Source organism: Streptomyces paromomycinus (assembly GCF_003865155.1).
GTDB classification, from domain to species: domain Bacteria; phylum Actinomycetota; class Actinomycetes; order Streptomycetales; family Streptomycetaceae; genus Streptomyces; species Streptomyces chrestomyceticus.
This window is the reverse complement of record NZ_BHZD01000001.1, coordinates 6733558-6753827: the sequence shown is the minus strand read 5'-3', so window position 1 is coordinate 6753827 and position 20270 is coordinate 6733558. Positions and strand designations below refer to the sequence as shown.

Below are 20270 nucleotides of genomic sequence, written 5' to 3'. Positions count from 1 at the left end.
TATCGTGGCGTCATGACTGCTCAGAATGCGTCTTCCCCGGACAACACCCGTCACACAGTCGACTTCTACTTCGACCCGCTCTGCCCGTTCGCCTGGATCACCTCGCGCTGGATCCTGGAGGTGGAGGCCCACCGCGACATCGACCTGCGCTTTCGCGTGATGAGCCTGTCCGTTCTCAACGAGGGCCGTGAAGGGCTGCCGGAGCAGTACCGGGAGCTGCTGGCCAAGGGATGGGGGCCGGTGCGGGTGTGCATCGCCGCCGCCCAGAAGCACGGCGAGGAAGTACTGCGCGACCTGTACACCGCGCTCGGCACGCGCCTGCACAACGACAGCCGTGAGGACTACGGCACCGTCATCGAGGAGGCACTCGCCGAGGCCGGCCTGCCTGCGGAGCTGGCCGCTGCCGCCGACAGCACGGAGTACGACGACGCGCTGCGCAAGAGCCACCACGAGGGCATGGACCCGGTCGGCGAGGAGGTCGGCACGCCCACCATCCACATCGACGGCGTGGCCTTCTTCGGCCCGGTGCTGACGGCGATCCCGCGCGGCGAGGACGCCGTACGCGTCTTCGACGGTGCCCGGCTGCTCGCCGGTTACGACAAGTTCTTCGAGCTGAAGCGGACGCGGACGGGGGACCTGGACTTCAGCTGACCCGAAGCCGGTTGTCAGTGGCGGGACTTACCGTGGCGTCATGAACGCTTCGACGTACGACCGCCACTGCTCCGAAATCGTCGCGCAGACCGACCTGTTGAGGTCGCTCGTACGGGGCGCGGCCCAGCTGAGAACCCCGGTCCCCTCCTGCCCCGGCTGGAACGTCGGCCAGCTGCTGCGACATCTGGGCGGTGCGCACCGCTGGGTCGAGGAGGTCGTCCGCACCGGGACGGAAAGGCCCCCGCCCGACGGGCACTTCCGCGATCTGTCGCCGTACGCCGACGAGGACCCGGCCGTGCTGGACGGCTGGCTGGGCGAGGGAGCCGCCCTGCTGGCCGAGACCCTGCGGACCGCCGGGCCGAGCGCGGAAGCCTGGGTGCCCCTCCCCCAGCTGGGCCCGGCGGCCGCGTTCTTCGCCCGGCGGATGGCCAACGAGACGGCGGTCCACCGCGCCGACGCGTTCCTGGCCGAGGGCGCGCCGTTCACCCTCGGCGAGGAGACCGCCGCCGACTGCTTCGGTGAGTGGCTGGAACTGGTCGCACAGCCGCAGACCCTCGATCACCGCCCGGAGCTGCGGGAACTTCTCGGCCACCCTGGTCGCACGCTGCGCTTCCGGGCCAGTGGCACGGCACCGGGGACGGCGGCCGACTGGCTGGTCGACCTCACGGGTGCCGCCATCTCCTGGCGCCACGCGCCGCGCGAGGAGGCCGCCGTCACCGTCAGCGGCCCGCTGACCGACCTGCTGCTGGTCCTCTACCGCCGGCTGCCCGCCCGCAGCCCCGGCATGGTGATCGGCGGTGATGCGGAACTGCTGGACTCCTGGCTGGAGCGGGTCAGCTTCGGGTGATGGGGCGATGAGAATCGGCATGGGCAGAAGGGGAAGCAGCAGAAGGGGAAGCGGTGACGGGGGCGACGGACTCGCGCCTGCCCGTGACCGGCTTGCATCCGGTCGCCTCCTCCCCCGGCTCCGGAGACTGCATCCGTACGCCCCTGAGCAGCCCCGCGGCCAGCAGTGCGCCCAGGGCCATCACGGCCGCCGCCCCGAGCAGCACCGCGTGCAGACCGTCGAGGAACGCCGTACGGGCCGCGGTGAGCAGCGCCTCCCCTGCCTGCCCCGGCAGTTCTCCCGCGACTGCCGCAGCTCCGGCCAGGGTTTCCCGTACGGTGTCCGCCGCGCCCGCGGGCAGCCCATCGGGGACGGCGCCGTCGACGGTGCCACGGTAGACGGTGCTGCCGAGGGTGCCCAGAAGCGCCAGGCCCAGGGCACCGCCCAGTTCGGAGCCGGATTCCAGGAGGGCGGAGGCCGAGCCCGCGCGCTGCGGCGGGGCGACGCCGAGGGCCAGTTCGGTGCCGAGCGACATCACCATGACCAGCCCCGCCGCGTAGACGCCGGCACCCAGGAGCACGATCCAGAGCGGAGTCTCCGCCGCCACCCGGGACACCCACAGGAACCCTCCGGCGGCGGCCAGAAAGCCTCCGGCGATGACGAACGCCCGGTCCACGCGGCGGGCGAGGGCGGTGGCGGCCGGGGCCATGCCGCCGACCGCGACGGTCGGTACGACGTTCCACAGGGCGGCTTCCAGCGGGCTCATGCCGCGTACGGACTGGAGGTATTGGGTGAAGAAGACCGCGCTGCCGACCAGTGCGGACATCGCCAGCAGGTTCATCAGGACGGAGCCCGAGTAGCCGCGGTGGCGGAAGAGTTCCAGATCCAGCATCGCGTGCCGGGCGGTGCGCTGGCGGCGTACGAACGCGGCGGCGGCCAGCAGTCCGGCCGCGACGGCCAGTACGGGCAGCGCCTCGAAGCCGTCGCGGGCCAACTCCTTGATGCCGTAGACGACCGGGAGCATCGCCGCCAGGGAGAGCAGCGAGCCCGGCAGATCGAAGCGGCCCGCCGCCGGGTTCTTGAACTCGGGCAGCAGCAGGGGTCCGGCCACGAGCAGCAGCACCATCGCCGGAGCGTTGATCAGGAAGACCGAGCCCCACCAGAAGTGCTCCAGCAGCACCCCGCTGAGCACCGGACCGAGCGCGATGCCGCCCATCATGCCGCCGGACCAGATCGCGACGGCCTTGCCGCGCTGTCCGGCGTCGTGGAAGAGGTTGCGGATCAGGGCCAGGGTGGACGGCATGAGGGTGGCGCCGCCGACGCCGAGCACCGCGCGGGCCGCGATGAGCATGCCGGCGCTCTGCGCGTAGGCGGCCAGGGCCGAGGCGACGCCGAACAGGACGGCACCGGTGAGCAGCAGCCTGCGGCGGCCGATGCGGTCGCCGAGCGCGCCCATGGTGATCAGGAGCCCGGCCAGGACGAAGCCGTAGACGTCGAGGATCCACAGCTGTTCGACGCCGCTGGGCGCGAGTTCGGCGGAGAGGAACGGTACGGCGAAGTAGAGCACCGAGACGTCCATCGAGACGAGCAGGCACGGCAGCAGGAGGACGACCAGGGCCGTCCACTCGCGGCGCCCGGCGCGGGGTGGCGGTGCATACGGTGTAAACGTCATAGCCAGGAAGGTAGGCAGGGCGCGCTTACAGCGCAAACCCCAGACACGACAGGGCACTTGGACATGCATCACACTAGTGCACCTGGACCGCTCCCACCGGCGCCGTCGCGGTCTTGCTACTCTCACAGCCCCTTGGTGCACTAGTACGGAGAGCCCGGAGGCCGCCGCCATGGACCGTTCAGCCAGCCCCGCCGCGAACCGTTCGGCCACCCCTCCGTATCGCCGGATCGTCGCGGAGCTCCGGCGGCGTATCGACGCGGGAGAACTGTCCCCGGGCGACCGCGTGCCCTCGACGCGGCGGATCACCCAGGAGTGGGGGGTGGCGATGGCGACCGCGACCAAGGTCCTCACGACACTGCGCCAGGAGGGTCTGGTCCGGGCCGTGCCGGGGGTGGGAACGGTGGTCGCGGACCCCGGTGCGAGCGCGGCCGGGGACCCCGCGCCCCGGCCGCGCGGCAACATTGGTTCCGGCGGCGGTCGGCACGCCCTCCCGCCCGGTGACGACCAGGCCGCCGGCCGGCCCCCCTCCCTCAGCCGCGACCGCATCGTCCGGGCCGGTGTCCGGATCGCCGACGCCGAAGGGCTGCGCTCGCTGTCGATGCGCCGCGTGGCCGCCGAGTTCGGCGCTTCCTCCATGGCGCTCTACCGTCATGTGGCGAACAAGGACGAGCTGGTCATGCTGATGGCGGACGCCACCTTCGCCGAGATCGAGCTGCCCGACCCGGCGCCGCGGCACTGGCGCGCGCGGATGGAGGCCGGGGCCCGTCTCCAGTGGCAGTTGTACCAGCGGCATCCGTGGGTCGCCCAGTGGCTGTCGATCACCCGTCCGCAGCCGATGCCGCACGCGATGATCCTCATCGAGTGGACCATGGGCGCGGCGACCCGGTTCGACCCGCTGACCAAGCTGCGGCTGGCCCTGACGCTGCTCAACCACGTACGCGGCACGGCGGTCGCCCTGGAGGAAGACCTGGAGGCCGAGCAGCAGACCGGCATGGACCAGGAGCAGTGGATGGCGTCGCTGGAGCCGGAGTACGAGCGGATCCTCGAATCCGGTGCGTTCCCCATGTACGCGGGCATCGGTGACGAGGACGACGCGGGGACGCTGCGACTGGACGCGATGTTCGAGTTCGGGCTGGCCCGGCTGCTGGACGGCTTCGAGGTGTTCAACGACGGCTGGACGGGCCGCCCGGCACCCTGAGTTCGCCGCGCAGCCGCCGGGCCCGCAGCACCAGTTCCAGTTCGAAGCGGCGGTCCGGATCGTCCACCTCGTCGCCCCACAGCTCGCGTATCTGGCGCAGCCGGTAGCGGACGGTCTGCGGGTGGACGCCGAGCCGGGCGGCCACCTCGGGCGCGCCGCCGCGCGTCTCCAGCCAGGCGAGGAGGGTCTCGGCCAGCCGACGGCCGTGGGTGGGCCCGCAGTGCGCCAGGGGTTCCAGCCGCCGCCGGGTCAGGTCCTCGATCAGTTCCTCAGGCGGCAGGAGGACCAGCGCCTCGGTGTGATCGGTGCAGTGCAGCAGCTGCCCGGCGGGCAGCAGGCCCCGCTCGATCAGATCCACCGCGGTGTTCGCCCAGCGCAGCGACTTCGCCGCGTGCGCCAGCGGTACGGCCGGGCCGAGCGCGCCCGACCACCCCGCCGTGGCGCGCTGGAGCAGTTCCCTTCGACCGGCGGCGTCCGGCTCCGGCACCACCATGCGGGGCCGTTCGCACTCCATGTCCAGGAGGACGTCCGTACCGACGGCGGGTGCGACGGACTCGCGGGCGGGGCGCAGCAGTACGGCCACGGCGACCTGTGCGGGCAGTGCCCAGCCGATCCTGGCGGCGCGGTCGGTGAGCGCGGGGGCCGTGTGCGCGCGTGCTCCGACCGCGAACAGCTGCTCCATGAGGCGGCGTTGGTGCCGCAGCCGTTCGCCCGCCTGGCGGGCCGCGGCCTCGGCGAAGCCGCGTACCGATTCGGCGACCAGCCCGTCCAGGTACTCGAAACCCGATTCGGCCAGTTCGTACATGGCCGGGGCCGGAATCGCCACCTGCTGGCCGATTTCGGCCAGCCGCCGCCAGGCCAGCCGTACGCCCAGCCGGTAGATGGCTTGCAGGGCATCCAGACTGCGGCCCTGGATGCCCGCGCCACGGCCGAACTCCTGGAAGATGCGCGGGTGTACGTGTGGACTGTCCAGGCCTGCGGACATGTGCTCCACGAAGTGCTCCAGCGACTGCCGGATGCCTACCAGCGCGCGCGGCTCGCCGCACTCGTCAAGGGTCAAGGGCAGTTGCGGATACTCGCGACGGATCTCCGCCAGGATGCGCTGTGCCAGTGCCGGCACCTCGTCCAGAGCGCGCGCGGCGAACTCCCGTACCTGCGCCGGGGGCACGTCGCGCCAGGCCGAGCGGACCGTCTCCACCACGCCTGCGGCCTCCCCTAAGGCGTCCGGTCGAAGGTCACCAAGGGCACGTTCGGCTGCTCCGGCGTGGCGTCCAGGGCGGCGACGATGCCGAGGGACGCGCCTACGGCCAGGGCGGCGGCGCCCAGCGCGGTCAGTACGGCGGCGAGCAGTCTGTGCATGGCGCGGCGGGCCCCTTCGGTGGCAGGTACGTCGAGGGTTGCGCGGCGCACCGGCCCGGCCCGGTCCGCGGACGGCCTCGGGCGCACGCGGGACCGCACGGCGGCGGCCGCGGTGCCGTACCGCGCCGGCAGGGCGCCGGGCCGCGGCGGCCGCGGTGCCTGCCGAGTGTGTGGGGGCATTGACGGCATGTCAAGGATGCGCCTACGGTTCCCGCCCGTTCACCCGGACCACCGCCACGCCGCACGTGCACTGCCCCCGCCGCCCTCAGGAGTGCCCGTATGCGTAAGACCGCCTCACCCTTTTCCCTGGTCCTGCTGGGACTCGGCGTCTTCCTCCTGGTGCTCGCCCCGATGCTCGCCTGGTACGTCGCACCGCGCGCCCAGCGCACCCCGGTGGACATCGACGCGACCACCGTCTTCACCGGCACCGGCAGCTACTTCGACACCGGGACGCTGCGCACGAAGAACCGGCAGAAGATCACCATCACCCGGCACGTACTGGGGGACGTGGCGGAGAGCGAGCGCAGCGGGCGGGCCGTGTGGGACGTGTCCACGACCGTCGACACCCCGGTGACACTGGAGCTCAAGGACCCGCGCAAGGCGTTCCAGTGGACGCTGGAACGGTGGGTCACCGACCGGCGCACCAACGCACCGGTGCACTGCTGCAAGGAGGCGCCGACCCGCTTCGAAGGGGACGCGTACCTGAAATTCCCCTTCGACGTGCAGCGCCGGACCTATCGCTGGTGGGACAACACCCTGGGCGCCGCGGTCCCGCTCCGCTTCGCCGGCACCAAGCACGTACAGGGGTACGAGGGGTATCGCTTCACGGGGACCGTCGCGCCCACCAGGACGGGCAGCCGGCAGGTGCCGGGGCGGCTGGTCGGGCGGCCGGCGCAGGGCCAGGTGCAGGCCGAGGAGTGGTACGCGAACAGCGGGATCGAGATGGTCGTCGAGCCGCGCACCGGCCGGATCATCAACGCGTCGATCTCGCCGCACAAGACGCTGCGGGCGCCCGGGGCACGGACCGACGCGGTGACGCTGCTGCGCGGGTCGGGGCTGGAATTCACGCCCGCGACCCAGCGCACGCAGGTGGCGCTGGCGGACGCGGACAGCACCAAGCTCAAGACGGTCGGCGAGACGGCACCGCTCGCGGCCGCCGTGGCGGGCGGCGGATTGACGCTTTTCGGGGTGGTGCTGGTGGTGCGCGGGAGGCGGCGGTTCAGCTGATCCTGCGCGAAGTGATGAGGCGTCAGGCGAAACCGGGGCGGAAATTGTCACGCCGGTGAGTAGCCGCATCGAACAGGGCGGCGAAAACTATCCAGCTCACCCACCCGCGTCCCCGTTCGCGGCCCCAGGCCGGCAGGTCCGCACGACTCAGTACGCAGTACATCCCCCCACACCACTGGTACCGCACCCTGAGACGAGTTGGAGCGCACATGCCCCAGCACGTACGACCGTCCTTGTCCGCCGCACCACCCGCACGCCACGAACCACCCGCACGCCACGAACCGCTCGCACGCCCCGCACCACCCACCCGTGCGGCCCCACCAGCCACCTCCGAGCACTCCGAACACCCCACACCCCCACTCCCCCGCCGCATCGTCTTCCTCGCCCGCCGCGACCTGGGCAATCCCGCCGCCGGCGGCTCCGAACTGCTCGTCGACCGCATCGCCGAGGGCCTGACCGCGCACGGCCACGAGGTCACCCTGCTGTGCGGCGGACCCGCGGCGGACCGCGGCTACCGGGTGGTCTCCGCGGGCGGCGACGCCGGTCACTTCCTCCGGGTGCGACGGCAGTTCAGCCGCCGGGTCGGCGCGTGCGACCTGCTGGTCGAGGTCTGCAACGGGATGCCGTACCTGGCGCCCCTGTGGCACACCGGACCGACACTCTGCCTGGTCAACCACGTCCACACGGACCTGTGGGGGATGCGCTACCCCGCGCCCGCCGCCCGGCTCGGCCGGCGGCTGGAGCACTGGGCGCTGGCCGGTACCCACCGCGGCAACCTCATGGTCGCCGTGTCGGGCTCGACCGCCACCGCGCTGCGCGGCCTCGGGGTGGAGCGGGAGCGTATCCGGCTGGTGCACAACGGTGTGGAGGAGCCGGGGCCGCTGCTGCCCGAGGCGCCGGAGCCGCTGTTCCTGGCCATGGGGCGGCTGGTCGAGTACAAGCGCGTCGATCTGCTGCTGCGCCTGTGGGAGCGGGTACGGCCGGTCACCGGCGGCCGGCTGGTGATCGTCGGCGACGGCCCGGAGCGCGACCGGCTGACGGCCATGGCGGGTCCGGACGTGCACTTCACCGGCCGGATCAGCGAGCAGGACAAGCACGAACTCCTCTGCCGCGCCTGGCTGCTGCTGCACCCGTCGCTGGTCGAGGGCTGGGGTCTGGTCGTCATGGAGGCAGCCGCCCGGCACACTCCTGCCGTCGGGTTCGACATCCCCGGCCTGCGCGACTCGGTGGACGACGGGGTGACCGGGCTGCTGGCGCGCGGCGAGAGTTCCTTCGCCGCGCACTGGTGCACGCTGACGCTCAGCCACCCGCGCCGGCAAGCGCTGGGCGCCGCCGCCGCGCAGCGTGCCGCGCGCTTCCGGTGGAGCGCCACCGTCCGCAGTTTCCGGTCCGTGGCGGCCGAGTCGTACGCCGAGGCGCACCTCGACCTCCCCGCCGGGCGGTGATGCTGAGGTGCGGGACCCTTCCCTGCGCAGATCTCTCACCCTTTTCCGCGCCTTCCTGCGCGAGCAGCACGACCCCGAGCACTGCTACGGCCTGCTCGCCCGGGACGCCGCCGACCAGATCGAGCGGTACGAGCCGCTGAAGGGCCGGGTCGTGGCGGACATCGGCGGCGGCAGCGGGCACTTCACCGAGGAGTTCCGGCGCCGCGGCGCGCACGGCTACCTCTTCGAGCCCGACCTGCGCGAGCTGTCCGCGCGCGGCCGTCCACCGGGCGGCGCGGTGCTCGCCGACGGCTATCTCCTCCCGATGGCCGACGGCACCGCCGACATCTGCTTCTCCTCCAACGTCCTGGAGCACGTGGCGGACCCGCAGACCTTTCTCAGCGAGCTGGTGCGGATCACCCGGCCCGGCGGTCTGATCTACCTGTCGTTCACCAACTGGCTGTCCCCCTGGGGCGGGCACGAGACGGCGCCCTGGCACTACCTGGGCGCCCGGCGGGCCCGCGAGCGCTACCGGCGGCGTACCGGCCGGGCCGCCAAGCACACCCTGGGGGAGAACCTGTTCGCGCTGCACGTCGGCCGGACGCTGCGCCAGATCAGGCGGCGGGACGACGTGTGGATCGTGACGGCCCGCTCCCGGTACGCGCCGTTCCTCGCCGAAACGATCCCGCGCCTGCCGGGCGTACGTGAAGTAGCCACCTGGAACCTCCTCCTCATCCTGCGGCGGTTGCCATGACCCAGACGCTCGTGTCCAGCTCACCGGGATCGCCGGACGCCGGAGGCACCCCGGCGTCCGCGCCGGGCGCGCCGCCGCCCGGGCCGCCGCGGTCCCGGCGCTGGCTACTGGCGTTCTGGGCCGTCACCTTCGTGCTCTTCCTCGCCCCGTCCGCCGGGAAGATGACCTTCGAGACGAAGCTGGGGGTGACCACCGACCCCTGGCGGTTCCTGAGCGACCTGGGACAGCTGTGGCACGACCGGGCGGGCTTCGGCGGCATCACGGACCAGTATGTCGGCTACGCCTTCCCGTCCCTGCCGTACTACGCGCTGACGGACCTCGTGCACCTGCCGGTGTGGCTCGCCGAGCGGCTGTGGATGTCGCTGATCGTCACCACCGCCTTCTGGGGAGCGCTGCGGCTGGCCGAACGGCTGCGCGTCGGCACGCCGCCGTCCCGGCTGCTCGCCGCCGCCGCGTACGCGCTGTGGCCGACGTTCACCATGGTCGTCGGCTCCACGTCCGCCGCCGCGCTGCCGGGCGCGCTGCTCCCCTGGGTGCTGCTGCCGCTGACCAACCACCGCGCGCCCGCGCGCTTGGCCGCCACCCGCTCTGCGCTGCTCATCCCCTTCATGGGAGGCGTCAACGCAGCATCCACACTGGCGTCGCTGCTGCCCGTCCTGCTGTACGTGCTGTCGCGTACGGGCGCCCGGCGCAGGACGCTGCTCGTGTGGTGGATACCGGGCGTCGTCCTGGCGACCGCGTGGTGGGCCGTACCGCTGCTGCTGCTCGGGGTGTACGGCGAGGACTTCATGCCGTACATCGAGCAGGCCAACACCACGACCGGCACCATGTCGGCGACCGAACTGCTGCGCGGCGCCGGCAACTGGACCGGCTACCTCAACTTCGGCGAACCCTGGCTGCCGGCCGGCTGGACCATGGCGGCGGGTGTCGTCGCGATCCTCGGCTCGGCGCTGGCCGCCGCGCTGGGGCTGGCCGGGCTCGCCCGCCGGGACACGCCGGAGCGGCGCTGGCTGCTGCTGACGGTGCTGGTGGTGGCCGGTATCTGCCTCACCGGGTACGCCGGTGCGCTGGGCGGCCCGTTCCACGGGCTGTGGCAGGACTGGCTCGACGGCTGGCTGCGGCCGTTCCGCAACATCTACAAGTTCGGGCCGGGCCTGGCGCTGGCCCTCGCGTTCGGTCTGGCGCACCTCGTCGGGGTGGCCGGTGAACGGCGCGGCACCCGGCGCATCCCCGGACGCCGCCGTATCCCGCTGGTCGTCGCGCTGCTGACCCTGCCCGCGCTCGCCCTCCCGTTCCTCAACGGGACCGTCCTCCAGCCCGGCGCCTTCAAGAAGCTGCCGAACGCCTGGGAGCGGACCGCCGACTGGCTGAAGAAGAACACCCCCGACAACCGCGCCCTCGTCGTCCCCGCCACCGCGCACGGCATCTACACCTGGGGCTCCCCGATCGACCAGCCCCTGGACGTGCTCGCCCGCTCCCGGTGGGCGCAGCGCGACTACGTGCCGTTCGGGACGCCCGGCGTACGGCGCGCCCTGGACGCCGTCGAGCAGGCGCTGCTGTCCGGCTCCGAAGTACCGGGGCTGCGCGACTTCCTGGGGCGGGCGGGTCTGTACGACGTCGTCGTCCGCAACGATCTCGACCCCGACCAGATCGGCTACCTACCGACACAGACCGTCAAACGCACCCTGGAGGCGTCCGGCTACCGCCGGGTCGCCGCGTTCGGGCCGCTGACCACGGACGGCAAGATCGCTCCCGACACCCCCGTACAGATCCAGGGCCTGTACCCGCGCCAGCGCTCGGTGGAGATCTACGAACCGGTGGACACCCCGCGCCCCGGCCCGGTCACCGCCCAGCCCGTGTCGGACACCGCGCAGGTCAGCGGAGGGCCGGAGGCACTGCTCCCGCTGTCCGCCGACCCCACGCTGCGCCACCGGCCGGCCGTGCTGACCGGCGACAACCACCCGGGCGTCGGCACCCCGCCGCTCCAGCTGACCGGCGACGGGCTGCGCCGTGCCGACACCCGGTTCGGACTGGTCAACTCCAACACGTCGTACACGTACACGCCCGGGGAGAAGAATCACCCGGACAGCGTCCAGGACCCCGGACGCCCGCCGCGGCAGATCCTGCCCTCCGAGGGCATCGGCCACCAGACCACCGGGGTACTGCGCGGCGCCGCCTCCGTCACCGCCTCCAGCAGCGGCAACTGGCTGTTCCACCTGCCGCAGTACGACCCGGTGCACGCCTTCGACGGGAACCCGGACACCGGCTGGGCCGAGGGCAGCGCGGGCGAACCGGTCGGCCAGTGGCTGCGGATCGGCTTCACCCGGCCCACGTCCGTACCGTCCGAGATCGGGCTGACACCGCTGCCGGGCGACGGCATGCGGGCGGCGCCGACCTCCGTACGCGTCCAGACCGATCGGGGCAGCATCGAGAGCCAACTACTGACCAACGGCACGAAGCAGCAGGTCAGAGCACCCGCCGGGGTCGCGAAGTGGCTGAAGATCACCATCACCGGGTCGCAGACGCCGCGCGCCGGACTCTCCGGCGCGGGCTTCTCCGAGGTGTCCGTACCGGACGTGCAGGTCACCCGGCTGCTGCAACTCCCCACGGACGACGAGAAGTCCACGGCGCCGTCCGCCACGTACTCCCTGCACCGCGGCAGCGACCCCGGCGGCCTCTCGCCGGTCTCCGCCGAGGTCGGGCTGCACCGCCAGTTCCGTACGGGCGCGAGCGCGTCGTACGCGGTGGCGGCCAAGGCCGTGGCCGTACCGGGGCCGGAACTCGACCAACTGCTGGACCGCGTGGCCCCACAGCGGAAGGAACGCATCACCGCCACCGCCGACTCCACCAGCTTCGGCTCCGGCCGCTCGCTCAGCCCCCGCAACCTCGTCGACGGCGACCTGACCACCGCCTGGATCGCGGGCGACAAACCGACCCTGCACCTGCGCTGGCCGGGCAAGCGGGCCGTCGGCCAGATCGTGCTGGCCGCGGCGGGCGGCATCTCCACCCGCCCCGAACAGATCCTGGTCAACTCCCCCGACGGGGCCGCGACCGCCGGGGTCGACGAGAACGGCCAGGCCCGCTTCGACCCCATCACCACCGACCGCCTCGACATCACCATCAGCAAGGTCAAGGAACTCACCGTCCACAACCCGGTCGCCGACCAGGCCCTCCAACTGCCCGTCGGCCTCAGCGAGGTCTACATCCCGGCCCTGGACGCGCTCCGCACCCCGCCCCCCTCGGCCGCCGACCGGTTCTCGCTGGCGTGCGGCCAGGGCCCGCCGCTGGCCGTGGACGGCACCCTGCACGCCACCAAGGCTTCCGGATATGTCCGCGACCTGACCGAGCGCCGGCCCGTCGATGTCGAACTGTGCGCGGGCGAAGCACGCGACGGGAACCTCGAACTCCCCTCCGGGCAGCACCAGGTGGAGGCCGGCGACCAGGGTCCGCTGGCGCTGACGGACGTCACCCTCAGCCGGGGCAGCGCCCCCGCGCCCGCGAGCGAGCGGCGGACGGTGACGGCGCAGGACTGGGCGGGCGACCAGCGGTCGGTGCGGGTGGGCACCGGTGCCGCCGCGTACCTCCAGATGTACGAGAACGCCAACGCCGGCTGGCACGCGACGCTCGACGGCCGCGAACTGTCGCCGGTCCGGCTCGACGGCTGGCAGCAGGGCTTCCTGGTCCCGGCGGGCAGGGGCGGGCTCGTGAAACTCTCGTACGCGCCCGCCACGACGTACGATCTCGGGCTGCTCGGCGGCGCGCTGGGCATCGCCGTACTCATCGGCTCCGCCCTGATACGCCGCACACCGCGTACGCCACCGGAACCGCAGGCGCCGCCCGCGCCCTCCTGGGTGCTGGGCGTCGTCGTCCTCACCGTGGTCGTGGCGCTGGCCGCCGGGCCGTACGCCGTGATCGTGCCGCTGCTGGCGCTTGCGGCCCGGTTCCGGCCGGGGGTCCTCGTGCCGGTCGCGCTGCTGGCCATGGTGGGCGCCGGCGTCACGGCGGCACTCGGCGCGGGCGAACCGGCCGCCGCCGACGCCGGGGCCTTCAGCGCCACGGCGCAGGCGCTGGCCCTGCTGGCGCTGGCGGCCGCGGTGGTGACGGTGCCCGGTTCGTGGGGGCGGCGCGGGGCGCGGGCGGGAGGCGGGGCGGGGCCTCGGGGAGAGGCGGAGTTGGCGGAGGAAGCGGAAACGGTAGCCATGCCGCCGGTCTCCGGGCCGGTGGCGTCGGGGCCGCCGGCACCGCCGCTGCCCAGACGCCGGCGACGGCGTGGCGTGGCGTCGGAGAGCGCGGCGCCTTCGGGCGGCGAGCCGCCACGCGGCGAGCCGCCCTCGGGCGACGCGCCCCCGAGCGACACTCTGCCGAGCGCCACCCCACCGAAAGACTCGCCACCTGACGGCACTTCACCGGACCGGAGCGGGGAGGAACCCACTCGATGACCGCACTGCAGCCGGCACGACGGGGACCGGCCGGGGACGGGCCGCCCGGCGCGGCGGACCGGACCGTACGGCGCATCCCGTTCCCGGTAGTCGACGAGATCACCCGGCACTGCCTCACGGACGACGAACCGGAAACCGTGCACATCGAGGTGCACCTGCCCGGAAGGCCGGACCCCGACCGGCTGCGGGCGGCCTTCCGGGAGGCGCTGTGCCGACACCCCCGCATCCTGATGCGCCAGGCTCCGCACCGCTGGTGGCGGCGCCGGTACGCGTGGGAGCTGACCGGCGTGCCGGACGTGGACCCGGTCGTCTTCCCGCCACCGGGCCCGGACGCCCTCGAACGCGCCCGGGAGCGGGCTCTGGCCGACTGCCCGCCGCTGGACGCCTCGCCGCCGGTACGTCTGGAGGTCGTCGAGCGGGGGCCGGACGGGGGCGGGGACGAAGGCGGGAAGGGAGCGGCGAACGGCGGCACCGTACTGCTCGTCACCATCAACCACACCGCGCTGGACGGTCCGGCCTGCCTGCGGGTACTGGCCACCGCCGCCCAGCTCTACGGGGGCGCCGACAACTCCCCGGCGCCACCGCCCGTCCGCGCGCCCGGGGCCGCCACGGGTGGCGCTCTTCCGGACACGCCGCCGCTCGGCGGGCACCGCCTGGCCCGGCCGGTACGGATCGCCGCCGAACGCGGGCCCCGGAGCGCGGACGGCCGGGGCGGCTCGGGCACCCGGGGTGGTTCGGGCGCTCGGGGTGGCTCGGACACCCGGGGTAGCTCGGGCACCCGGGGTGATTCGGGCGCTCGGGGTGGCTCGGACACCCGGGGCAACGGGATGCTCATCACCGAGCTGCCCGTTCCGGCCCGGCCACCCCGGGTCGGCGGCGTCGCCGCCTTCACCGTCAACGACCAGCTGCTCGTCGCCACCTGCCTGATGGTGGCCCGCTGGAACCACGTCCACGGACGGCCGAGCGCCCCCGTCGTCGTGACCATGCCGGTGGACGACCGCCCACGCGGTACGGACATGCCCATCGGCAACGGCACCCGGCTGGTCTCCGTCGGTTTCGGCCCGGAGGAGAAGCAGGACGCGGCGCTGCTCACGGCTGACCCTCCCGACCCGGCGGCGGTCGCCCGGCTGCTGCGGCGCACCGCTGCCCGCACCCGTTCCCTGAAGGCCGCGCCCGGCTCTCAACTCGGCCTCGGCGCAGCGCTGCTGACCGCGCCGGTGCTCCCGGTCGGCGCGCGCGGCGTCCTCACCCGGGCGTTGCGCACCGCCGCCGCGCCCCTGGCGTCCACCACGCTGCTGTCCAACATCGGCCGCATCCCCTATCCGCTCGACTTCGGGGACGCGGGACGCCCCACCGCCGTGTGGTTCTCGGCCCCGGCCCGGATGCCACGCGGCCTGACCGTCACCACCGTCTCCGTCGGCGGGCGCATCCAGCTGGCGCTGCGCTGGTCGCACGCACTCCTGGACGACGAGGCGGGCGCCCGTCTGGGCACCCTCTTCGCCCGGTCGCTCGCGGCCACCTCCTGGACACCACCGGCCGGAGAAGACCACCCGGACCACACAGACCGTACGGACCACCCGGATCACCCGGATCACCCAAACCGCCCGGACCACACGGACCGCACAAACCGCCCGGACCACCCGGACCACACGGACCGCCCGGAAGGAACCGCCCCGTGACCCGGCAGACCACCACGACCCGGGACGGCGCTCCGCAGGCCACAGCGGACCGCGAACCACCGCCCACACTCCGGGAGTTCTACGAAAACCCCGCCGTCCCCGTCGCCTCCGGTGACGCCCGGAGCCACCGCCAGGCGCTGATGCTGGCCCGAGCCCTGGGACCGGTACGTCCCGGCGCGCCCCCGGCCACCGTCCTGGACGTCGGCTGCGGCGACGGGAGCGCCGCCGCCATCGCGGCCACCGCCCTCCCCGGCCACCGCATCGTCGGCGTCGACTGGTCACAGGACGCGCTGCGCCGCGCGGCGGCCCGGGTTCCGTACGCCGTACGGGGTGAACTGGGCGACCACGGGCTGCCGTTCGCGGACGGCGGTGCCGACGCCGTCCTCTTCAGCGAGGTCATCGAGCACCTCGTCGACCCCGACGCGGCCCTCGACGAACTGCGCCGGGTCCTGCGTCCCGGCGGTCACCTGATGCTCTCCACCCCCAATCTCGCTGCCTGGTACAACCGTGGACTCCTGCTCGCGGGGGTCCAGCCCGTCTTCTCGGAGGTGAGCATGCGCGGCATCCACGGACGGCCCGGTACCCAGGTCGTCGGCCATCTGCGCCTCTACACCGCCCGCGCCCTGCGCGGCTTCCTGCCGGCCTGCGGCTTCGAGGTCGTACGGATCGCGGGCGCGCCGTACCACGACGTGCCGCGTCCGCTGCGGCCCCTGGACCGCGCCGCCTGCCGGCTGCCTTCGCTGGCCTCCGTCCTGCTCGTCCATGCCCGCCGGAGAAGGGAGTAGGGCAGTGCTGTGGTGGGGCGTGGCGGCCGCGCTGCTCGCCAACGTCCTGTACAGCACCGGGTTCGTCCTGGAGAAGCGCGCCCTGTCCGCGCTGCCCGCACTGAACACCCGCCGGCCCGCCCGGCTCGTCCGCCACCTGCTGAGCAGCCCGCTGTGGCTCGGCGGCTCGCTGGCCCTCGCCGCCGGTTTCGCCGCCCAGCTCGCGGTCTACCGCACCCTGCCCATCGCCGCCGCCCAGGGCATCTTCGTCTCGGGCCTGGTCCTGCTGCTCCTCCTGTCGTCGGTCTTCCTGGGCGAGCGCACCACCGGCCGCGAACGCCGGAGCATCCTGGCGATCCTGCTCGCGCTCGGCATGGTCGTCGGGTCACTCCAGGGCAGCGGCGCCGGCACCGTCACCCGCACCGCACCCACCGGCACCCTGCTCGCCCTCGCCCTGCCCTCGCTGGCCGCGGGGCTGTGGCTGTACGGGTCAGCCGAGCGGCGCGCCAAGCGCCGTCACCGCCAGCCCACCTCGGGCGTCCCCTACGGTGTGGCCGTCGGCCTGCTCTACGGCGTCAGCTCGCTCGCCATCAAGGGCGTCTCCGGACTGCTGAGCGCGCACGACCCCGCGGGCGCCGTCCGTGACGTGTTCACCTCCCCGTATCCGTATCTGCTGCTCTTCACCGGCCCGGTGGGCCTGGTGCTGTCGCAGACCGCGCTCCAGCGCTGCCGTGCCTCCCTCATCGTCCCCGTCTGTACCACCGTGACCTGCGTCTTCACTGTCGCCTGCGGCACGGTCGCCTTCGGCGAGCCGCTGCCCGCCGATCCCCTGCGCCTGGGCCTGCGCCTGGGCGGCACCGCGGTCGCCGTACTCGTCCTGCTGGCCCTGCCCCGCCAAAACGCCCCGTCACCGGAACCAGAGCTGGAACCGGAACCGGAACCGGGACCGGAACCGACGACGGATACGCCCGACGCCCGCCCCTCCCCAAGGAGCTGAGCCGTGACCCCCGACGACCCCCTGCTGCGAATCCTCGCCTGTCCGATCGACAAGGGCCCGCTGACCCTGCTCGTCCCGGACGACATCCTCTACAACCCGCGGCTGCGCCGCCGTTACCCGATTCTCGACAACATCCCCCAGCTCCTCCCCTCCTGCGGTGAACAGGTCACCGAGACCGAACACGAAGCCATCCTGCGCCGCCTGCCCCCGGACGAACGCCCACCCGAGGAGCCCCGTTAGGGTGCTCGCCCGCCCTGTCGTCCGCGAACATTTCCATCATGAACCCCACCACTGACAACGGCCCGGGCAACGCGCCCGCCGACGGCCCCCGCGTCTTCCAGCTCGTCCTGCTGCGCCGCATGGCCGACCACCAGCCCGGCCTGGTCGAGGACGCGCTGCGCACCCTCGGTGCCTCCCGCGCCGAGCTGCGGGAGGCCAACCGCCGCTGGCAGGCGTGGGCCCACTCGCCCCGGTCGCGCGGCGCGGTGCAGCGCTACCGCTCGCTGCTCGGCCGCCCCGAGTCCGTCACCGCCCGCCGCCTCGGCGATCTGACCTGCGAGGCGCTGACCTGGCCCGTACCACTCTGGCCCGATCTGCGGTTCGAGGTCCTGACCGGTCCGCAGGGCACCGCGTGGAACGCGTGGCTCGTCCGGGCGCCGGGCGCCGCCGCCCCCGCCCTGCGGACGACCGACGACCTGGTCCCGTGGTCCTGCACGGTCGACGAGGTGGCCCGCGCGTTCGCCCCGGCGCGCCCCATGGAGGGCACGGCCCCCACCCGCTGGCGCCTCGCGTTCACGGCGCCCGACACGAACGGCGAACAGCGGCCGGCGGTCGCGGAGTTCACCTGGGGTCTGCTCCAGCGCACCGTCGACTGAGCCGCAGCCAGTCAGCCGCCGCCCGAGGCCGCAACCAGTCAGCCGTCGACTGAGGCCGCAGCCAGCCGGCCGCCGAGCGAGCCCCGCAGACAGTCGGCCGTGACCGAACCGCGCGCCGCCAGCAGGCCGCGCGGCGTCCCGGCGTACACGATCTCGCCGCCGCGCCGGCCGCCGCCGGGCCCGAGGTCGACCACCCAGTCCGCCCGCTTGACGACATCGAGGTCGTGCTCGATCACCAGGACGGTGTTGCCGTCGTCCACCAGCCGGTCGAGGAGTTCCAGCAGGCCCGCCACGTCGGCCATGTGCAGCCCGGTGGTCGGCTCGTCGAGCACGTACACACTGCCCGTACGGTGCAGCCGGGTGGCCAGTTTGAGGCGCTGCCGTTCGCCGCCCGACAGGGAAGACACCGACTGTCCCAGCGTCAGGTAGCCGAGCCCGACCTCGACGAGGGCCGCCAGCTTCCGTTCGATCCCTGCCGCCTCGTCGCCGCCGCTCCCGGCAGCGGCCGGACCACCCGCCCCGAAGAACGCCACCGCCTCCTCCGCCGTCATCTCCAGCACCTCCGCGACCGACCGGCCGCTCAGGGTCAGGCCGAGCACCTCGTCCTTGTAGCGCCGCCCCCGGCACGCCTCACAGGTCGAGGTCACCGGGTCCATGTACGCCAGGTCCGTATGGATCACCCCGCGCCCCCGGCACTCCTCGCACGCCCCGGCGGCGTTGAAGCTGAACAGCCCCGCCGGTACGCCGTTCTCGCGCGCGAAGAGCGCCCGTACCGCGTCCATCGCCCCGAGGTACGTGGCCGGGGTGGACCGCGCGGACACCCCGATCGCCGACTGATCGACCACCACGGCCTCCGGGTGCGCCCCCACGAACGCCTCGGACACCAGCGTGCTCTTGCCGGAGCCCGCCACCCCGGTCACGACCGTGAGCACCCCGGTGGGCACGCGGAAGTCCACGCCCTTGAGGTTGTGCAGCGTCACGTCCCGTACGGTCAGCCAGTCCACCGGCGTACGGACGTCCGCCTTCACACCCGTCACGCGCCGCAGCCCGCGCCCCGTGGGCGTGTCGGCCGCCGCCAGCCCCCGCACCGTCCCCGCGAAGACCACCTCGCCGCCCTGCGCCCCGGCCCCGGGCCCCATGTCCACCACGTGGTCCGCGACGGCGATGACGTCCCGGTCGTGTTCGACGACGAGCACGGTGTTGCCCTTGTCGCGCAAGCGCACCAGGAGGTCGTTGAGGCGGCGTACGTCGCTGGGGTGCAGCCCGGTGCTCGGCTCGTCGAAGACGTACGTCATGCCGGTCAGGCTGCTGCCCAGGTGGCGCACCATCTTCAGCCGCTGCCCCTCGCCGCCGGACAGAGTGGCGGCCGGCCGGTCGAGACTGAGGTAGCCGAGGCCGATGCCGGTCAGCCGGTCCAGCGCGGTGACCGCCCGCGCCGCGACGGCCGCGCCCACCGGCTCCTCGGCCGGGTCGATGCCGCGCAGGACGTCGCTCAGCTCGGTGACCTCCAGCGCCGCCATCTCGGCGATGGACCGCCCCGCGACCAGGGACTTCAGGGCCGCCGCAGTCAGCCGCGCGCCCCCGCACACCGGGCAGGTCCCTTCCCGTACGAAGCCGCGCACCATGGCTCTGGCCTTCTCGGAGAGCGCCGAGACGTCCCGCTTCACATAACGCCGGTCGAAGTTCTCGACCAGTCCCTCGTACGTGTTGTTGTAGGCCCGCTCACCGCGCTTGACGGTGAACCCCTTGCCGTACAGGAGCAGGTCCCACTCCCTCGGGGTGTACCGGTCCAGGGGCTTGTCCGGGTCGAAGAGGCCGGAGGTCGCGTAGATCTGCCAGCCCGCCGTGCCGACGGCGAGCGGCGGGAAGCGGATCGCGCCCCCGTTGAGGGAGCGGCCGGTGTCCAGGAAGCGGTCGAGGTCGATGCGCGTGGTGCAGCCCAGCCCGGCGCACTCGGGGCACATGCCGGCCGGGTCGTTGAAGGAGTACGCGGTGGCCTCACCGGCGCTCGGCGTGCCGCAGCGGGAGTAGAGCACCCGCAGGATCGCGTAGATGTCGGTCAGGGTGCCGACGGTGGAGCGCGCGCCGCCGCCGAGGGGCCGCTGGTCCACGACGATCGCCGGGGAGAGTCGCTCGATGGTGTCGGCCTTGGGCCGTTCGTGTTTGGGCAGCTGGTTGCGTACGTACCAGGTGAAGGTCTCGTTCAGCTGGCGCTGCGACTCCACCGCCACCGTGTCGAAGACCACCGAGGACTTGCCCGAACCGGACACCCCGGTGAAGACGGTGATGCGCCCCTTGGGGATCTCCAGGTCCACGTTCTTGAGGTTGTGCTCCCGTGCGCCGGTGATCCTGATGCTGTCGTCGTGCGTTGCTCCCATACGGCCACGCTAGGAATGAAGTAGGTC

The 20270-nt window shown here is 73.3% G+C and carries 16 protein-coding genes; 12 read left to right on the top strand and 4 right to left on the bottom strand.

Annotated features, from left to right (window positions below; translation table 11 throughout):
* The first annotated feature begins 12 nt into the window (after positions 1–12).
* Positions 13–651, top strand: a complete 639-nt coding sequence (locus tag OEIGOIKO_RS28945; RefSeq protein ID WP_125056499.1) for a mycothiol-dependent nitroreductase Rv2466c family protein — start codon at positions 13–15, stop codon at positions 649–651.
* A 40-nt stretch (positions 652–691) separates the two neighbouring features.
* A complete protein-coding gene (locus OEIGOIKO_RS28940; protein ID WP_125056498.1) occupies positions 692–1498 on the top strand; it encodes a maleylpyruvate isomerase family mycothiol-dependent enzyme in 807 nt (268 codons plus the stop codon).
* Here OEIGOIKO_RS28940 and OEIGOIKO_RS28935 read toward each other — a convergent pair.
* A complete protein-coding gene (locus OEIGOIKO_RS28935) occupies positions 1485–3149 on the bottom strand; it encodes an MFS transporter (protein WP_125056497.1) in 1665 nt (554 codons plus the stop codon). The genes OEIGOIKO_RS28940 and OEIGOIKO_RS28935 overlap by 14 nt on opposite strands.
* A 169-nt stretch (positions 3150–3318) precedes the next feature.
* Between OEIGOIKO_RS28935 and OEIGOIKO_RS28930 the strand changes: the two genes are divergently transcribed.
* A complete protein-coding gene (locus tag OEIGOIKO_RS28930; protein WP_125056496.1) occupies positions 3319–4347 on the top strand; it encodes a GntR family transcriptional regulator in 1029 nt (342 codons plus the stop codon).
* Here OEIGOIKO_RS28930 and OEIGOIKO_RS28925 read toward each other — a convergent pair.
* Both OEIGOIKO_RS28925 and OEIGOIKO_RS41865 read right to left on the bottom strand, forming a co-directional pair.
* On the bottom strand, positions 4313–5548 hold the full coding sequence (locus OEIGOIKO_RS28925) for a helix-turn-helix domain-containing protein (RefSeq protein ID WP_125056495.1): 1236 nt from the start codon (positions 5546–5548) through the stop codon (positions 4313–4315). The genes OEIGOIKO_RS28930 and OEIGOIKO_RS28925 overlap by 35 nt on opposite strands.
* A 14-nt stretch (positions 5549–5562) precedes the next feature.
* Positions 5563–5706, bottom strand: a complete 144-nt coding sequence (locus OEIGOIKO_RS41865) for a hypothetical protein (protein ID WP_170251898.1) — start codon at positions 5704–5706, stop codon at positions 5563–5565.
* 279 nt (positions 5707–5985) lie between these two features.
* Here OEIGOIKO_RS41865 and OEIGOIKO_RS28920 point away from each other — a divergent pair, with 279 nt between their 5' ends.
* The 9 genes from OEIGOIKO_RS28920 (at position 5986) to OEIGOIKO_RS28875 (ending at position 17865) form a co-directional block, all read left to right on the top strand.
* On the top strand, positions 5986–6933 hold the full coding sequence (locus OEIGOIKO_RS28920; protein ID WP_125056494.1) for a PorA family protein: 948 nt from the start codon (positions 5986–5988) through the stop codon (positions 6931–6933).
* Positions 6934–7142: 209 nt separating this feature from the next.
* Positions 7143–8378, top strand: coding sequence for a glycosyltransferase family 4 protein (locus tag OEIGOIKO_RS28915; RefSeq protein ID WP_125056493.1), 1236 nt, complete (start codon positions 7143–7145; stop codon positions 8376–8378).
* Between the two features lie 7 nt (positions 8379–8385).
* The gene (locus tag OEIGOIKO_RS28910) at positions 8386–9111 is read left to right on the top strand and encodes a class I SAM-dependent methyltransferase (RefSeq protein ID WP_125056492.1); all 726 of its coding nucleotides are present in this window, start codon (positions 8386–8388) and stop codon (positions 9109–9111) included.
* On the top strand, positions 9108–13550 hold the full coding sequence (locus OEIGOIKO_RS28905) for an alpha-(1->3)-arabinofuranosyltransferase domain-containing protein (RefSeq protein ID WP_125056491.1): 4443 nt from the start codon (positions 9108–9110) through the stop codon (positions 13548–13550). Before OEIGOIKO_RS28910 ends, OEIGOIKO_RS28905 begins: the two co-directional genes overlap by 4 nt.
* Complete coding sequence (locus OEIGOIKO_RS43110) at positions 13547–15229, top strand: condensation protein (protein ID WP_246177576.1); 1683 nt, start codon at positions 13547–13549, stop codon at positions 15227–15229. The genes OEIGOIKO_RS28905 and OEIGOIKO_RS43110 overlap by 4 nt, the downstream gene beginning before the upstream one ends.
* Entirely contained in the window at positions 15226–16014 is a 789-nt protein-coding gene (locus OEIGOIKO_RS28890; RefSeq protein ID WP_125056490.1) for a class I SAM-dependent methyltransferase, read from the top strand. The genes OEIGOIKO_RS43110 and OEIGOIKO_RS28890 overlap by 4 nt, the downstream gene beginning before the upstream one ends.
* A 4-nt stretch (positions 16015–16018) precedes the next feature.
* A complete protein-coding gene (locus tag OEIGOIKO_RS28885) occupies positions 16019–16990 on the top strand; it encodes a DMT family transporter (protein WP_246177575.1) in 972 nt (323 codons plus the stop codon).
* 3 nt (positions 16991–16993) lie between these two features.
* Positions 16994–17230 (top strand): Trm112 family protein, encoded by a 237-nt coding sequence (locus OEIGOIKO_RS28880; protein ID WP_125056489.1) that lies wholly within the window; start codon positions 16994–16996, stop codon positions 17228–17230.
* A 38-nt stretch (positions 17231–17268) separates the two neighbouring features.
* Positions 17269–17865 (top strand): hypothetical protein, encoded by a 597-nt coding sequence (locus OEIGOIKO_RS28875; RefSeq protein WP_125056488.1) that lies wholly within the window; start codon positions 17269–17271, stop codon positions 17863–17865.
* A 38-nt stretch (positions 17866–17903) separates the two neighbouring features.
* On the opposite strand, the gene OEIGOIKO_RS28870 is transcribed toward OEIGOIKO_RS28875, so the two are convergent.
* Complete coding sequence (locus OEIGOIKO_RS28870) at positions 17904–20243, bottom strand: ATP-binding cassette domain-containing protein (RefSeq protein ID WP_125056487.1); 2340 nt, start codon at positions 20241–20243, stop codon at positions 17904–17906.
* Positions 20244–20270: the final 27 nt, after the last annotated feature.

What these genes read in the sequence shown, in the direction of transcription:
- OEIGOIKO_RS28940 (WP_125056498.1), top strand. Translation starts at nt 692, where the DNA reads ATGAACGCTTCGACGTACGACCGCCACTGCTCCGAAATCGTCGCGCAG.
- OEIGOIKO_RS28945 (WP_125056499.1), top strand. Translation starts at nt 13, where the DNA reads ATGACTGCTCAGAATGCGTCTTCCCCGGACAACACCCGTCACACAGTC.
- OEIGOIKO_RS28905 (WP_125056491.1), top strand. Translation starts at nt 9,108, where the DNA reads ATGACCCAGACGCTCGTGTCCAGCTCACCGGGATCGCCGGACGCCGGA.
- OEIGOIKO_RS28930 (WP_125056496.1), top strand. Translation starts at nt 3,319, where the DNA reads ATGGACCGTTCAGCCAGCCCCGCCGCGAACCGTTCGGCCACCCCTCCG.
- OEIGOIKO_RS43110 (WP_246177576.1), top strand. Translation starts at nt 13,547, where the DNA reads ATGACCGCACTGCAGCCGGCACGACGGGGACCGGCCGGGGACGGGCCG.
- OEIGOIKO_RS28935 (WP_125056497.1), bottom strand. Translation starts at nt 3,149, where the DNA reads ATGACGTTTACACCGTATGCACCGCCACCCCGCGCCGGGCGCCGCGAG.
- OEIGOIKO_RS28875 (WP_125056488.1), top strand. Translation starts at nt 17,269, where the DNA reads ATGAACCCCACCACTGACAACGGCCCGGGCAACGCGCCCGCCGACGGC.
- OEIGOIKO_RS28920 (WP_125056494.1), top strand. Translation starts at nt 5,986, where the DNA reads ATGCGTAAGACCGCCTCACCCTTTTCCCTGGTCCTGCTGGGACTCGGC.
- OEIGOIKO_RS41865 (WP_170251898.1), bottom strand. Translation starts at nt 5,706, where the DNA reads ATGCACAGACTGCTCGCCGCCGTACTGACCGCGCTGGGCGCCGCCGCC.
- OEIGOIKO_RS28915 (WP_125056493.1), top strand. Translation starts at nt 7,143, where the DNA reads ATGCCCCAGCACGTACGACCGTCCTTGTCCGCCGCACCACCCGCACGC.
- OEIGOIKO_RS28870 (WP_125056487.1), bottom strand. Translation starts at nt 20,243, where the DNA reads ATGGGAGCAACGCACGACGACAGCATCAGGATCACCGGCGCACGGGAG.